Annotated in this window: 16 protein-coding genes; 9 read left to right on the top strand and 7 right to left on the bottom strand. The window is 70.0% G+C overall.

Features of this window, described 5'->3' with window-relative positions; all coding sequences use genetic code 11:
- Position 1: 1 nt before the first annotated feature.
- A complete protein-coding gene (locus tag H531_RS0102200) occupies positions 2–706 on the bottom strand; it encodes a tetratricopeptide repeat protein (protein ID WP_022797729.1) in 705 nt (234 codons plus the stop codon).
- Between the two features lie 67 nt (positions 707–773).
- Here H531_RS0102200 and H531_RS0102195 point away from each other — a divergent pair, with 67 nt between their 5' ends.
- Positions 774–2,222 (top strand): tetratricopeptide repeat protein, encoded by a 1,449-nt coding sequence (locus H531_RS0102195; RefSeq protein ID WP_022797728.1) that lies wholly within the window; start codon positions 774–776, stop codon positions 2,220–2,222.
- Positions 2,223–2,225: 3 nt separating this feature from the next.
- Positions 2,226–3,002: a (R)-S-adenosyl-L-methionine hydrolase gene (locus tag H531_RS0102190; RefSeq protein WP_022797727.1), complete on the top strand. Its 777-nt coding sequence runs from the start codon at positions 2,226–2,228 to the stop codon at positions 3,000–3,002.
- Here the strand turns inward: H531_RS0102190 and surE are convergent.
- Both surE and H531_RS0102180 read right to left on the bottom strand, forming a co-directional pair.
- Positions 2,999–3,757 carry a 5'/3'-nucleotidase SurE gene (gene surE / locus H531_RS0102185; RefSeq protein WP_022797726.1) on the bottom strand — a complete coding sequence of 253 codons (759 nt, stop codon included), beginning with the start codon at positions 3,755–3,757 and terminating at the stop codon, positions 2,999–3,001. The genes H531_RS0102190 and surE overlap by 4 nt on opposite strands.
- 68 nt (positions 3,758–3,825) lie before the next feature.
- A complete protein-coding gene (locus H531_RS0102180) occupies positions 3,826–4,032 on the bottom strand; it encodes a cold-shock protein (protein WP_022797725.1) in 207 nt (68 codons plus the stop codon).
- Positions 4,033–4,153: 121 nt separating this feature from the next.
- Here H531_RS0102180 and H531_RS0102175 point away from each other — a divergent pair, with 121 nt between their 5' ends.
- Positions 4,154–4,474 (top strand): FUN14 domain-containing protein, encoded by a 321-nt coding sequence (locus H531_RS0102175; RefSeq protein WP_022797724.1) that lies wholly within the window; start codon positions 4,154–4,156, stop codon positions 4,472–4,474.
- A gap of 464 nt (positions 4,475–4,938) precedes the next feature.
- On the top strand, positions 4,939–5,202 hold the full coding sequence (locus H531_RS0102170; RefSeq protein WP_022797723.1) for an AbrB/MazE/SpoVT family DNA-binding domain-containing protein: 264 nt from the start codon (positions 4,939–4,941) through the stop codon (positions 5,200–5,202).
- Positions 5,203–5,804: 602 nt separating this feature from the next.
- Here the strand turns inward: H531_RS0102170 and H531_RS0102160 are convergent.
- Together H531_RS0102160 and H531_RS0102155 are read right to left on the bottom strand one after the other, a co-directional pair.
- Positions 5,805–6,785: an asparaginase gene (locus H531_RS0102160; protein WP_022797722.1), complete on the bottom strand. Its 981-nt coding sequence runs from the start codon at positions 6,783–6,785 to the stop codon at positions 5,805–5,807.
- Entirely contained in the window at positions 6,782–7,063 is a 282-nt protein-coding gene (locus H531_RS0102155) for a DUF309 domain-containing protein (protein WP_022797721.1), read from the bottom strand. The genes H531_RS0102160 and H531_RS0102155 overlap by 4 nt, the downstream gene beginning before the upstream one ends.
- A gap of 31 nt (positions 7,064–7,094) precedes the next feature.
- Between H531_RS0102155 and H531_RS0102150 the strand changes: the two genes are divergently transcribed.
- A complete protein-coding gene (locus H531_RS0102150; protein ID WP_022797720.1) occupies positions 7,095–8,003 on the top strand; it encodes a carbohydrate kinase family protein in 909 nt (302 codons plus the stop codon).
- On the opposite strand, the gene H531_RS0102145 is transcribed toward H531_RS0102150, so the two are convergent.
- The gene (locus tag H531_RS0102145) at positions 7,992–8,951 is read right to left on the bottom strand and encodes a quinone oxidoreductase family protein (RefSeq protein ID WP_022797719.1); all 960 of its coding nucleotides are present in this window, start codon (positions 8,949–8,951) and stop codon (positions 7,992–7,994) included. The two genes, H531_RS0102150 and H531_RS0102145, sit on opposite strands and share 12 nt — an antisense overlap.
- An 85-nt stretch (positions 8,952–9,036) precedes the next feature.
- Here H531_RS0102145 and H531_RS0102140 point away from each other — a divergent pair, with 85 nt between their 5' ends.
- Genes H531_RS0102140 through H531_RS0102130 form a run of 3 tightly spaced genes read left to right on the top strand, consistent with a single transcriptional unit; the run spans position 9,037 to position 10,279 of the window.
- A complete protein-coding gene (locus tag H531_RS0102140; protein WP_022797718.1) occupies positions 9,037–9,456 on the top strand; it encodes a hypothetical protein in 420 nt (139 codons plus the stop codon).
- Positions 9,453–10,004 carry a hypothetical protein gene (locus H531_RS0102135; protein ID WP_022797717.1) on the top strand — a complete coding sequence of 184 codons (552 nt, stop codon included), beginning with the start codon at positions 9,453–9,455 and terminating at the stop codon, positions 10,002–10,004. Before H531_RS0102140 ends, H531_RS0102135 begins: the two co-directional genes overlap by 4 nt.
- Positions 9,986–10,279, top strand: coding sequence for a winged helix-turn-helix domain-containing protein (locus tag H531_RS0102130; RefSeq protein ID WP_022797716.1), 294 nt, complete (start codon positions 9,986–9,988; stop codon positions 10,277–10,279). The genes H531_RS0102135 and H531_RS0102130 overlap by 19 nt, the downstream gene beginning before the upstream one ends.
- A gap of 37 nt (positions 10,280–10,316) precedes the next feature.
- Here the strand turns inward: H531_RS0102130 and H531_RS0102125 are convergent, their stop codons facing one another.
- Positions 10,317–11,366 carry an NADH:flavin oxidoreductase/NADH oxidase gene (locus H531_RS0102125; protein WP_022797715.1) on the bottom strand — a complete coding sequence of 350 codons (1,050 nt, stop codon included), beginning with the start codon at positions 11,364–11,366 and terminating at the stop codon, positions 10,317–10,319.
- Between the two features lie 154 nt (positions 11,367–11,520).
- Here H531_RS0102125 and H531_RS12730 point away from each other — a divergent pair, with 154 nt between their 5' ends.
- The gene (locus H531_RS12730) at positions 11,521–12,477 is read left to right on the top strand and encodes a glucodextranase DOMON-like domain-containing protein (RefSeq protein WP_022797714.1); all 957 of its coding nucleotides are present in this window, start codon (positions 11,521–11,523) and stop codon (positions 12,475–12,477) included.
- Positions 12,478–12,572: the final 95 nt, after the last annotated feature.

The following is a 12,572-nucleotide window of genomic DNA, read 5'->3' as shown; positions in this document are numbered from 1 at the left end:
GCTACTTCAGCTTGGCAAGCTCCTGGCGGGCCCTTTCTTGGTCGTAGCGGTCAGAAGCGGTCCGGGCGGGAAGGGAGAGGGCCATTTCCAGCTGCTTCCTGGCCTCTTCCCTCTTCCCCCAGGCGGAAAGGACCCGGGCGTACTCCACCCGGTGGATGATGCCGTCGGGTTCCAGCTCAATGGCCCGCCGCATCAGGGGCTCCACCCTGCCCCCGTCGGCCCCCTGGGTGGCGGCCACCAGCCAGCCTTTTTGCACCAGCTCAAAGTGCCACAGGGCCAGGGCCACCATGGCTCCGGCGTGGTCTGGCTTGAGCTTCAGGGTCCTTTCCAGGTCGCTCCGGATCCTGGGGGCGAGCCCCTCCGCCAAGGCCTCGAGGACGCCCTTGTACTGGGCGAGCCGCCCCAGAGCCCGGGCCCGTTCAAAGTAGCCCTCGGGATAGTCCGGGGCCTTGGCGATGGCCTGGGAGGCGGCCCGCTCTGCCTTCTCAAACCAGGCCCGCTTCTCCTCGTCCTTGGCCTGGTACAGGGCGTAGAAGCTCGCCGCCTTGGCCGCCAGGGCTAGGGCCTCGGGCGTCCCTAGCCTCATGCCCGCCTCGTAGGCCTCCTGGAAGCGCCCCCCGTCCACCAGGGAGGCCACCTGGGAGGCCTGGGCCAGGGCGAAGGACAAAGCACCGCTCAGGAAGGAGAGGATTAGGGCCTTTCTCATGGGTTTCACCCAAAGGGATTATACCCGGTCTAAAACTTTTGGCAAAGGGGGGCGTACACTGGAGTCCATGAGGCTTATCTGGGGGCTCTTTGGGCTCCTTGGGCTGGCCGCCCTGGCCCAGGGAGCGGACGAGTATTACCTCCGCTGCGAGCGGTTCTACGAGCAGAACGCCTTGGAAAGCGCCCAGGCTACCTGCGAGCTGGCCCTGGCGAGCGATCCCGCCCACCGGCCCACCCTCCGCCTCCTCACCCGCATCCACCTGGACAAGGAGGAGCTTTCCCAGGCGGAAGCCTACCTGGAGCGCCTGGGGGAGGACCCCGAAGCCCCCCTCCTCCGGGCCAGGTTCTGGCTCCTGAAGGGCAGGCCCGGGGAGGTCCTGAGGCTTGCCCTCCCCCCGACCCCCGAGGGAAGGCGCCTGCGGGCCCTGGCCCTCGAGGCCCTGGGGCGCCCCGAGGAGGCCCTTAGGGAGGCCCAAGGGCTTCCCCTTACCCCTGAGGTCCGGCTCCTCCTGGCCCGGCTCCACCTGGCCACGGGAAGGCCCGAGCTCGGCCTCGCCGCCTTGGGCTCCACGCTGGAAGAAAGGCTGGAGCAGGGGCGCCTCCTCTTCCTCATGGGGAGGCCCCAGGAAGGGGCAGCCCTTCTGGAGGAGGTCCTCCCAGGGCTCGCGCAAAGGCCCGAGCTCCAGCGCCGGGCCCTGGCCACCCTCGCCTTGGCCTACTTCGGCCAGGGGGACTGGGCCCGGGGCCAGGCGGCGTTGCGGCAACTCTCCAGCCTGGAGAACCTCCCTGGCCTCCTCCTGGCCCGGGCCTGGCCCTGGGTCCTGGGCCTCCTCGCCTTCCTGGTCCTCGTCCTTCTGGGGGAAAGCCGCATTGAGCCCCTGCGCACCGTGGAAGTGGTGGAGAACCCCTTGCCGGGGCCGGGAAGCCTTTACGCCTTCCTCCTTCTGGCCCTGCTCGTGGCCTTGGGCCTGGCCTTCGCCCTGGGCAAGGTCCTCTTCGGCAACGGCCTGGCCCTGGTCACGCCCTACCAGCGGGACCAGCTCTTGCCAAGCTTCTACCTGGTCTACGGCCTCCTCCTTTTCCTCGGCCTCCTCCTTTGGCAACGGTCCCGGCTCGCCTCCATCCTGGGGCCCCTCGAGGGCTGGGTGGAAGGGTTCTGGGTAGGGCCTGCCTTGCTCCTGGGCCTCTACGCCTACGGGGCGCTGCGCCCCCTCCTCGGGTTTTCCACCCTACCCCTCCACCTCCTCGCCTTCCTGGGCCTGGCCCTGATGGAACCCTTCTTCCGCGGCCTCGTTCCCCTGGTCTTCCGCGAGCGCTACCGGAGCCTCTCCCCCTACCTTTCCGCCCTCCTCTTCGCCCTGGCGGTGCCCGGCCCCACCCTCCTCCTCTTCCTCCTGGGGGCCGGGCTCCTCTGGGTCAAGAACCGCACGGAGGGGGTCCTGGGGACGGCTTTGGGCTGGGTGGTGGCCGGGGTGGTCCTCTCCCTCCTCCCCACCCCCTGGCTCCGGCGCTTCTAGGCCATGCGGCCCGTCTTCTTCCTCTCGGACTTCGGCCTCGAGGACCCCTACGCGGGGGTGGTGCGGGCGGTGTTGGAGGAGCGGGCCCCAGGGGCGAGGGTGGCCGACCTGGCCCACGCCCTGCCCCCGGGGGACCTGCGCCGGGCCGCCTACGCCCTCTTTGAGGCCGTGCCCTACCTGCCCGAGGGGGCGGTGGTCCTGGCGGTGGTGGACCCGGGGGTGGGCACGGCGAGAAGGGCCATCGCCGCCTTGGGGAGGCGGTGGTACGTGGGCCCCGACAACGGCCTCTTCAGCCTGGCCTGGCTTCTGGACCCCCCCAAGCGGGCCTTCCTCCTGGAAGAGGTAGTCCCGCCCAGGCCCAAAGGCGTGGAGCCCCTTCCTGGCTGGCGCCCGGGGGCGCACACCTTCCACGGCCGCGACCGCTTTGCCCCCGCTGCGGCCCACCTGGCCCTGGACCTACCCCCCGAAGCCCTGGGCCCGGAGGTCGCCCCGGAAGGCCTCCTCCGGCTACCCCTCGCCCTGAGCCCGGGGCCTTGGGGCGAGGTCCTCACCTTTGACCGCTTCGGCAACGCCATCACCACCCTCCTCGCCGCCCCTTTGGGGAGCTTTGTGGAAGTGGCGGGGAGGCGGGTGCGGGTCCTGCGCACCTTCGGCGAGGCGGCGGAAGGGGAGGTCTTGGCCTACTTAGGAAGCGCGGGGCTTCTGGAGATCGCCGTGAACCGGGGTAACGCCCGGGAGGCCCTGGGCCTCCGGGAGGGGATGCCCGTCCGCCTGCTCTAGGGGCCTTCCGGGACCCCAAGCCACCGGGCAAGCTCGGGGAGGAAGTCCAAGGCGGTGAAGTCCAGGCTCACCGGGGTGACGGAGATGTAGCCCCGGCGCACCGCCCAAAGGTCCGTGCCCTCCTCCTCTTCCCCCACAGGGGTCCCGGCGATCCAGTAGTAGGGCCTCCCCTCGGGGTCCAGGCGCTCCACCACCCGGTCCTCAAAGCGGTGGGTGGAGAGGCGGGTGACGAGGACCCCCTTGGGGGCGCCGGCGGGAAAGTTCACGTTGAGGAGGACCCCCTTGGGCAGCCCCCGTTCCGCCACCCGCCGGGCCAGGCGCACCGCCCACTCTGCCGCACGGGCAAAGTTCAGCTCCTCCCCCGAGGTGTCCAGGCTAAAGGCGAGGGAGGGAATGCCCAAGGAGGCCCCCTCGAGGGCCGCGGCCACCGTGCCCGAGTGGGTGAGGTCCAGGCCGAGGTTCACCCCGAGGTTGATGCCGGAGACCAAGAGGTCCGGCCACCCCAGGAGGTGGACCCCCAGGACCACGCAGTCCGCCGGGGTGCCGTCCACCCGGTAGGCGGGGATCTCCCCGAACCCGGCGCTCTGCGTGTGCTTGAAGCGCAGGGGATGGCGCACGGTAATGCCGTGGCCCACCGCCGACCGCTCCACGTCGGGGGCCACCACGTAGACCTCCCCCAGGGCCCGCATGGCCAGCCCCAGGGCCTTGATGCCGGGGGAGAAGATGCCGTCGTCGTTGGAGACCAGGATGCGCATGCCCTTAGCCTAAGGGAAAGGCCCCCTCGAGGGGGCCTTTCCCTTTCACCGGCCTTAAGGGGGTGGGGTTAGATGCGCCGCACCTTCTTGGCCTGGGGCCCCTTGCCGCCCCGGCCGGGCTCCACCTCAAACTCCACCCGCTCCCCCTCGTTCAGGGTGCGGAAGCCTTCGGCCTCTATGGCCGTGAAGTGCACAAACACATCCGGACCCTCTTCCTGCTGGATGAACCCGTAGCCCTTTTCCGCGTTAAACCACTTGACGGTACCCTTCTTCATGTTTCTCCTTCATCCCGAAAACCCAGTTGGTCCTCCCGGGACTCCTAACTATCCCACACCCCGGGGAGAAAGTCAAGCCCTGCCCTTGCGAAAGCGTCCCTTCCCGGCTAGGGTGAGGGGCGTGGAGCTGCCCAACCTTGCCCCTTACCTGGGCCAGATCACCTTTGGCGGCCTGGCAGGGTACGCCGTGGGCTACGCCCTGAAAAAGGTGGGGCGCGCCCTTGCCGTCGTCCTCGGCCTGCTCTTCATCGCCCTCCAGCTCCTGGCCCAGGCCGGCTACGTGGAGGTGGACTGGACCCGCATCCAAAAGGACGTGGAGCCCCTCCTGCAGCAGTCTGGACTACAAAGCCTCTGGCACCGGCTCGTGGCCACGCTCACCTACAACCTCCCCTTCGGGGCCAGCTTTGTGGGGGGGCTCCTCCTGGGCCTCCGCGCGGGCTGAGGGCTCCGCAGGGCCTCCGCCGCCTTGTGGGCCCTCAGCCCTTGACCGCCCCGGCGGTAAGCCCCGCCACGATCCGCTGTTGAAAGACCAGGACCAGGAGCCTTTGGGGGTAGAAACGCTGCGCCAGCAGAACAGGCGTGTAGCGGGACAGGCCCTGCGGGAGGTTTTGCGTACCCGCCTCTTTTGGCTCACGGTGGGCTGGGGTGCTCCTGGGCTGCTAGGCGGCGGTAGGGCCTCCGGCGGGTCAAGTGGAGCCTGGTGGCTCTCCTCCTGGCCGGGCTCCTCGCCCCGGTGCCGAACCGGCAGGGGGGAGGACGGCGGCCTTCTACCCCATCCTGCGTACGCTCACCGGGGGCTACGGGGCCAGTGTCTTCATCGGCCCGCCTCCCCCCTACAGGCCCAGCCCGGACGAAAAGCCGGTGAAGGGCCTCTCGGGCGGGAGTTCCTGAAGGGTTTGGTGTAGCATGAGCTACACGGTGAAGGCCACACACTCCACCACGCTCACCCTGGACGCCCAGGGAAGGGTTCTCCTTCCCCGCCCCTTGCGGAAGGCCCTGGGCCTGGAACCGGGAACCCGTCTGTTGGCCCTGGTGGAGGACGGGCGCCTGGTCCTCATCCCCTGGGAGCGGGCGGAAGAGGAGCTCTGGGCGGAGCTCGCCGACCTCAAGGAGAGCCTCGCCGAGGAGCTCCTGAGGGAGAGGCGGCTGGAGGCCGAGCGGGATGGCTGAGAAGCGGCCTAAAACCGTCATGGGTTGACGGGAAGGAGGGGTAGCGTGGAGGGTTGCCGCCCTCGAGGTGGCCCCTACCTACCACCTTGGCCGCTGGGAAGGTGCGCCGCCTGCCTGTTCTCACCACCGACCGCGGCTGGCTCGGGATGGTGCCGGGGGTAGAGGTGCGGGTGGTGCGCTAGGCCCAGGGGCCTCGAGGACCCTCACCCTTGGGAGGAGGGCCTTCAGGCAGGTCACGCGCTCCGGGACCAGAGCCCCCCAGACCTGGTGGCCTCCCCCTTGGCCCGCACCCCGAGCCAGCTGCGCCCTCGCCCAAGTCGCCCAGGGCCTGGGCCAGGCGGGTTTCCAGGCCCTGGGGGACGGCCTCCTCCTCCTGGACTTCCCTCCCTTCCGCCACCCGGGACCCCGCATGGAAGGGGTGGACCGGGTCTTTGACACGGGCCGCAAAGCCCCCGTGTGGGGCTACAGCCTCCTCTCCCTCTTCCCCTTCGCCCCCCACCTTTCCCAGCGTATGGCCCCCTCCCTTAAGGAGGCGGCCACGGACAAGGTCCTGGACCTCCTCGCCCTGGGCTACCGCTTGTACCCCGGAAGCTGGGGCAGCGTCAGAGCCAGGCGAGCTCGAGGCGGGCCTCGAGGTGGCCCACGGGAAGCCCCCTATGGTTCCTCACCTCGGGACGGTCCCAGGGGGTGGGGCCGGGAGGGAGGCCCAAGGCCCGGAGGAGGGCCACCACCAGCACCTCCCGGGCCTGGGCGGAGCCGTCCTCCACCTTAAGGGCCACGCCCAAAGGCCCCTTCGGGGTGCTGAGGAGGGCCAGGCCGTAGTAGCCCTCCGCCCCCCGCTTCGCCACCAGGGGCAGCCTCTCCATGAGGAGGGTGTCTATGCTCCCCGGCCCCGCCACCAGGTGGGGGTGGCGCCGCATGGCCCCCTGCACCCGTAGGAGCGCCTCCCGGTAGGCCTCGGGGGCCTCCTCCGGCCTGGCGAGGAGGTAAAAGGCCCGGGCCGCCCGGGCGAGGGGCAGGGCGAAGGTGGGGACGCTGCAGCCGTCCGTGGCGTGGAGGGGTTCGGCACCGGCGAGGGCCCCCAGCGTCCTGCGGTTCAGGGCCTGGACCGGGTGCTCGGGGCGCTCGTAGCCCTCCGTGGGCGCCCCCAGGGCCAGGGCGGCGGCCAGCATGGCCGCGTGCTTGCCCGAGCAGTTGTGGTGAAGCGGGGTAGGCCCTAGCCCCGCCCGCTCCAAGGCCTGGCGGGCCTCCTTGGAAAGCGGGGGATGGGTGCCGCAGACCAGGTGCTCCGGACCCAGGCCGAGCTTTCCCAGGAAGCGGGCTGCCACCTCTACGTGCAGGGGGGTGCCGTCGTGGCTCGCCGTGGCCAGGGCGATCTCCTCCTCGTCCAGGCCGAACCGCTCCGCCGCCCCCGTGAGGAAAAGGGCCAGGGCCTGAAAGGGTTTGGCCGAGGAGCGCAGGTAGCTCACCAGGGCGGGGCTCCCGGCATAGGCCACAAGCCCCCCTTCCCCGTAGACCGCCAAAGAGGCCCGGTGCCGGTTTTCCACCAGGCCGCCGCGGTAGACCAAGACCTCCGCCTTCACGCCCCAAGTCTACGCCGAGCCTCCAGGAGGAGGGGCCGCCAGTCCAGGCCCAGGTAGGGGGAAGGGAGGCCCCTGAGCCTGGCCTCGGCCTTCCTCAGGTTCCTGAGGCCGCTTTTCCCCAGCCCCTGCTGGTGAAGGGCGGCGGCCAGGAGGATGAGGCCCTGGAGGAAGCGGCGCTCCTCCCCCCTCGCCTCCCGCCAGGCCTCCTCCAGCACCTCGTGGACCTCAAAGTAGCGCCCCTCCCGCCAGAGGCGCAACGCCTCTCCCAAGACCTCCACGCCCCTCAGGGTAAACCCCCATAATGGGCGCATGCTGGTTCTCGTGGGCGAGGTTCTGGTGGACCTGGTCCTGGAGGAGGAGGCGCCCTTGCGCTTCACCGGGGTCCTGGGGGGCTCGGTCCTGAACACCGCCAGCGCCCTGCGCCGCCTGGGGTTTGCCGTGCGCTTCCTCTCGGAGGTGGGACAGGACTGGCTTTCCGCCTGGAGCGAGGCAGAGATGGCCAGGCGGGGCCTCGAGGCGCGGCTAACACGCCATCCCGCGCCCATGCCCCTGGCCCTGGTGCGCCTGGACGGGGAGGGCAATCCCCTTTACAGCTTCCACCGCCCCTTCCACGACCCCTTCCGCGCCGAGGAGGGGGCCCTGAAGGGGGCCCGGGCCTTCCACCTCGGCTCCCTGTTCGCCCTCGAGGCCCGGACCCGAGGGGGCGTGGAGGCCCTCCTCGGGGAGGCCCTGCGGGAAGGGGTCCTCACCTCCTACGACCCCAACCTGCGCCATCCCCCCACGCAGGCCGAGCGCGCCGCCATCCAGGGCTTCCTCGCCCGGGTGGACCTCCTGAAGCTCTCCCTGGAGGACGCCCGCCTCCTCTTCCCCGAAGGCCCCCTGGAGGGGGTGCGGCGCCTGCCCACCCCCCTCAAGGTCCTCACCCTGGGCCCTGAGGGGGCGGTGGCCTTCTGGGGAGAGGGGGAGGTGCGGGTGCCCGGGGAGAAGGTGGCCGTGGCGGACACCGTGGGGGCGGGGGACGCCTTCACCGCCGGGCTCCTCGCCCTCCTCCTCCGGCGCGGCTACGGCCGGGAGAACCTCCGGGCCCTCCCCCGGGAAGACCTGGAGGCGGCCCTAAGGGGGGCGGTGGCCCTCTCCGCCCTGGCCTGCACCGTGCGGGGAGCAGGGTTGCCGGAGGAGGGGCTTCGCGCCTGGAAAGCCCGCTTCCTAGGGGATTAGGAGCACCTTGCCCACGGTCTTGCGCCCCTCCAGGGCCTCGTGGGCCTCCCTCGCCCCTTCCAGGGGGAACTCGGCCCCGATGAGGACCCGAAGCCACCCCTCCCGCACGGCCCGGAAGACCTCCCCAGCGCGCCAAAGGAGCTCCTTGCGGCTCGCCGTGTGGTGGTGGAGGGTGGGGCGGGTGAGGAAGAGGCTGCCCTTGCGGTTCAGGACCTGGGGGTCCAAGGGGGGGACGGGCCCCGAGGACTGGCCGAAGAGGACGAGCATCCCCCGGGGGCGGAGGGCGTCCAGGCTCCCCTCAAAGGTGTCCTTCCCCACCCCGTCGTAGACCACGTCCACCCCACCCCCGGAGAGGGCCTTCACCGCCTGGGCGAAGCCCTCGTAGGGCAGGGCGTAGTCGGCGCCCGCCTCGAGGCAGAGCCGCCGCTTCTCGGGGGTGCTGGCCGTGGCGTAGACCGTGGCGCCCTTCCGCTTGGCCCACGGGATGAGGAGCTGGCCCACCCCCCCCGCCCCCGCGTGGACCAGGACCTGGTCCCCCGGGGCCACGGGGTAGGTGCTCTCCAGGAGGTAGTGCACGGTCATGCCCTGGAGGAGGACGGCCGCCGCGAGCTTGAAGTCCAGCCCCTCGGGGATGGGCACGAGCCTCTCCGCCGGGACCACCTGGTACTCGGCGTAGGCCCCTTGGACGTTGGCGAAGGCCACCCGGTCCCCGGGCCTCACCCCCACCACCCCCTCCCCCACCTTCTCCACCACCCCGGCGCCCTCCTCCCCCAGGGTAAAGGGGAGGGGCATGGGGTAAAGGCCCCTCCGCTTGTAGGTGTCAATGTAGTTGACCCCGATGGCCTGGAGGCGGACCAGAACCTCCCCAGGCCCAGGCTCGGGGAGGGGAAGCTCCTCAAGCCGCAACACCTCCGGACCCCCTACCTGGTGAACCCTTATGGCCTTCATGGGGAAAGTTTAACGGAAAGGGGCGGGAGAGTTTCTTGACAGGCAGATTACTCTGTGATACAAACCTATTTGTAGGGGGTGAAACATGAGAACCCTAGTCCTGAGCCTCAGCCTTCTTCTCGGCACAGCCCTGGCGGGCTCCCTGGGCTACGGCTTTGTGGGCTTCCAGGGCAGCCTCCAGGGAGGCGGCGGGGGGTTTGGCACCTTCCAGGGGATCGCCTTGGGCGGGGAGGCCTGGGGTGGGCCTTTGGGTAGCGGCGGGGCCTTCCTGGTGGGGCTCCTCCTCCCCCAGGGAGAGGGGGCTTACCTCCTCCCCGTCCTAGGCCTGGGTGGGGAAAGCCGGGCGGGGGGCGGTTTTCTCCTGGACCTGGGGGTCAGGGCTTTCCTGCTCCTGGGGCGGGAAGGGGGCTGGCTTCTGGGCCTCGGCGCCGGGTACGCCCTTCCCCTGGGGTTCGCGGGAGGAGGAGGGTACTTTCGGGTGCTCTTTGGGGGAGGTAGACCATGAAACGGGAGGAAGCCCGGACGCTTTTAAAGAGCTTGGAAGAGACGGAAGGGGAAGCCCGGCTAAAGCTCGCCCTCCTGGGGGGATGGACCCTCGTGCTCTGGGGCGCGCTCTGGGCCTTGGGAGGCTTTCTCCTGGCCTGGAATAAGGAGGTGGGAGGGCGTTTCTGGACGGTGGCGGGCCCCCTGGGCGGGCTCCTCTCCTTTTACCTGGGGGCCCGGCAGGGGGTGAGCGTGAGGACCTTCCTGGGGCTCCAGACCTTCTACTTCTGGGCCCTGCTCACCCTCTTTGCCCTCCTCCACTGGCTCTTCCTCCTCCCGCCCACGGACCTTAGGGGGGAAAGCTTCCTGGTCAGCCTGGTGGCCTTCGCCTACGCCTACCTGGGCACCCTCTGGCGGATCCCGGGAATGGCCTGGGCGGGGCTAGGGCTCTTCGCCGTGGACCTCGTCCTCTACCGGGCCTTCCCTGACCTCTTTCACCTGGGGATGGGCGCGGTGGGGCTCTTGGCCTTGGTCTATGGGGGGGTGCTCCTTTGGCGCTGGACCCGGTGATCCACCAGGAGACCCGCCTCCGGATCATGGCCCTTCTCCATGCCCTGGGGGAGGGGGCCCAGGTGGAGTTTTCCTGGCTCAAGGACGCCCTGGGCCTCACGGAGGGCAACCTCTCCAGCCACCTCGCCAAGCTGGAGGAGGCCGGGTACGTGCGGGTGGAAAAGGGGTACCAGGGCAAAAGGCCGAGGACCTGGGTGGCCCTCACCCCCCAGGGCCGGGCGGCCTACGAGGCGCACCGCAGGGCCCTCCTGGAGCTTCTGCGAAGCGAGGGATAGAAAGGCCCCCATGCCCTGGGGGACCGGCCGGGAGGTATCAAAAGGCCCTCTGGTACTGGGGCGGAATGGGAACCTCCGCCCCCAGGGCCTGGGCCGCCCGCAAGGGGAAGTAGGGGTCCCTAAGGAGCACGCGGCCCAGGAGGACGAGGTCGGCGCTTCCCGCCTGGAGCACGGTCTCGGCCTGCTCCGGCGTGGTGAGGAGGCCCACCGCCCCCGTCCGCATCCCCACCCGCTTCCGCACGGCGTCGGCGAAGGGCACCTGGAAGCCCGGGGCCACGGGAACCCTCACCCCCGGCACCACCCCGCCGGAGGAGAGGTCCAAAAGGTCCACCCCCAGGGCCTTGAGCCTCTCCGCGAAGGCCAGGGTGTCCTCGAGGCCCCACCCCCCTTCCCCCCAGTCCGTGGCCGAGACCCGCACGAAAAGGGGAAGCTCAGGGGGTATAGCCTCCCGCACCGCCTTGGCCACCTCCAGGGGAAAACGCATCCTGGCCTCGAGGCTTCCCCCGTAGGCGTCGCTCCTCTGGTTGGAAAGAGGGGAGAGGAAGGAGGAAAGCAGATAGCCGTGGGCCATGTGGAGCTCAAGGACCTGGAAGCCCGCCCTTAGGGCGCGCCTTGCCCCCTCTACGAAGGCCTGAAGAACCCGCGCCATCCCCTCCTCCGTGAGGGGCTCGGGCACGGGGTAACCCTCGGCAAAGGGGAGGGGGCTCGGCCCCACCACCTTCCATCCCAAGGGCTTGCCCCCTTCCCACGGCCTGGCCGTCCCCGCCTTGCGCCCGGCGTGGGCGAGCTGGATCCCCGGCACCGCCCCCGCCTCCCGGATCCGCCGCGCAAGCTCGCTAAGCCCCGGAACGTGCTCCTCGGACCAGATGCCCAGGTCAAAGGGGCTGATCCTTCCCTCGGGAAGGACCGCCGTGGCCTCCACGATCACGAGGCCTACCCCACCTAGGGCCCGGGTGGGGTAGTGGAGGAGGTGCCAGTCCGTGACCCCTCCTTCTCCTGTGGCCGAGTACTGGCACATGGGGGACATGGCCAGGCGGTTTCTGAGCCGAACCTCCCGAAGCCTTAGGGGGGTGAAGAGAAGGGCCATGGCCCCATTATCCCCACGGAAACCCCTTAGAATGGGGGCATGCCCCTGGAACCCTTTCCAAGGGAGATAGAGCGGTGAAAAAGCTTGCCTTTAAGGCAGCCGGGTCTCCCTGGGCTTCCCCCTGCAACAGCGGATCACCCTGGAACTGGACCAGGTGCGGGAAAGAGAGGCCGTGCTGGTGCGCTACGCCTACCGGGACGGGGCCTGGGTCCTGGCCAGTTCCCCCGCCGACCTCGGGGGGCGGCGGGCCTACGTGGGCGAGGTGGTGGAGATGCGCATCCCCTACACCACCCTGAAGGCCGAGCCCGGGGACACCCTGCGCCTCGCCGTGGTCCTGGAAAAGGGTGGCAAGGTTCTGGACACCGCCCCCAACGCCAACCCCCTCTCCCTCGCCCTGCCCCAGCGCCTGACCGGAAGAGAGGTCCTGGTGCTTAAGGATCCCGAGGGGGACGAGCACGGCCCCGGAACCTACACCTACCCCAAGAACCAGGCCTTCGCTCCCTTTAAGGGGCTCTTTGACCTCCTGGAGATGCGGGTCCTGGACAGCGGGGCCACCTGGACCTTCGTCTTCACCTTCAAGGAGATGACCAACCCCTGGGGGGCCCCGGCGGGCTTCAGCCACCAGCTCCTCAACGTCTACCTGGATTTCAAGGAGGGGGGCCGCACCGACCCCTTCGCCAAGGGGGCCAAGGTGGCCTTTGACCCCGAGCACCCCTGGGACCTCTTCCTCAAGGCGGCAGGCTGGCCCCAGTACGGGCAACGGGTGGGCTTCCCCGAGGGCACGGACACCGCCGACGGGATCGTGGTGGGGAGCAACCCGGCGGACAAGCAGGTGATTGTGCAGCTGGAGAAGAGGTACTTCAACCCCGCCCCGGGGCAGAGGGTCTGCCTCTACGTGCTGGTGGGAAGCCAGGACGGCTACGGCCCCGATCACTTCCGGCCCGTGGGCAAGGAGGCGGGACCGTGGAACCTGGGCGGGGCGGAGAACGAGGACGCCCCTTTAGTGGTGGACTACCTCTGGCCCGAGAAGGGGGTGCAAGAGGCCATGCTCTCCCGGTACGGGGGCGGGAAGTACGCAGTGCTCAAGCCTTACTGCGTCACCTGGCCCTAGGGCCTTTCTACCCCTAAGCGAGGCGTCGGGGATAGATTTCCATGAATCCGGGCCTCGAGGCCGCCCTCCGGTGCGTGGACCGCCTCCTTGGGGAC

It is taken from the genome of Thermus islandicus DSM 21543, from assembly GCF_000421625.1.
Taxonomy (GTDB): domain Bacteria; phylum Deinococcota; class Deinococci; order Deinococcales; family Thermaceae; genus Thermus; species Thermus islandicus.
Note: the sequence above shows the minus strand (reverse complement) of the source record. Positions and strands in the feature narration are given on the sequence as shown.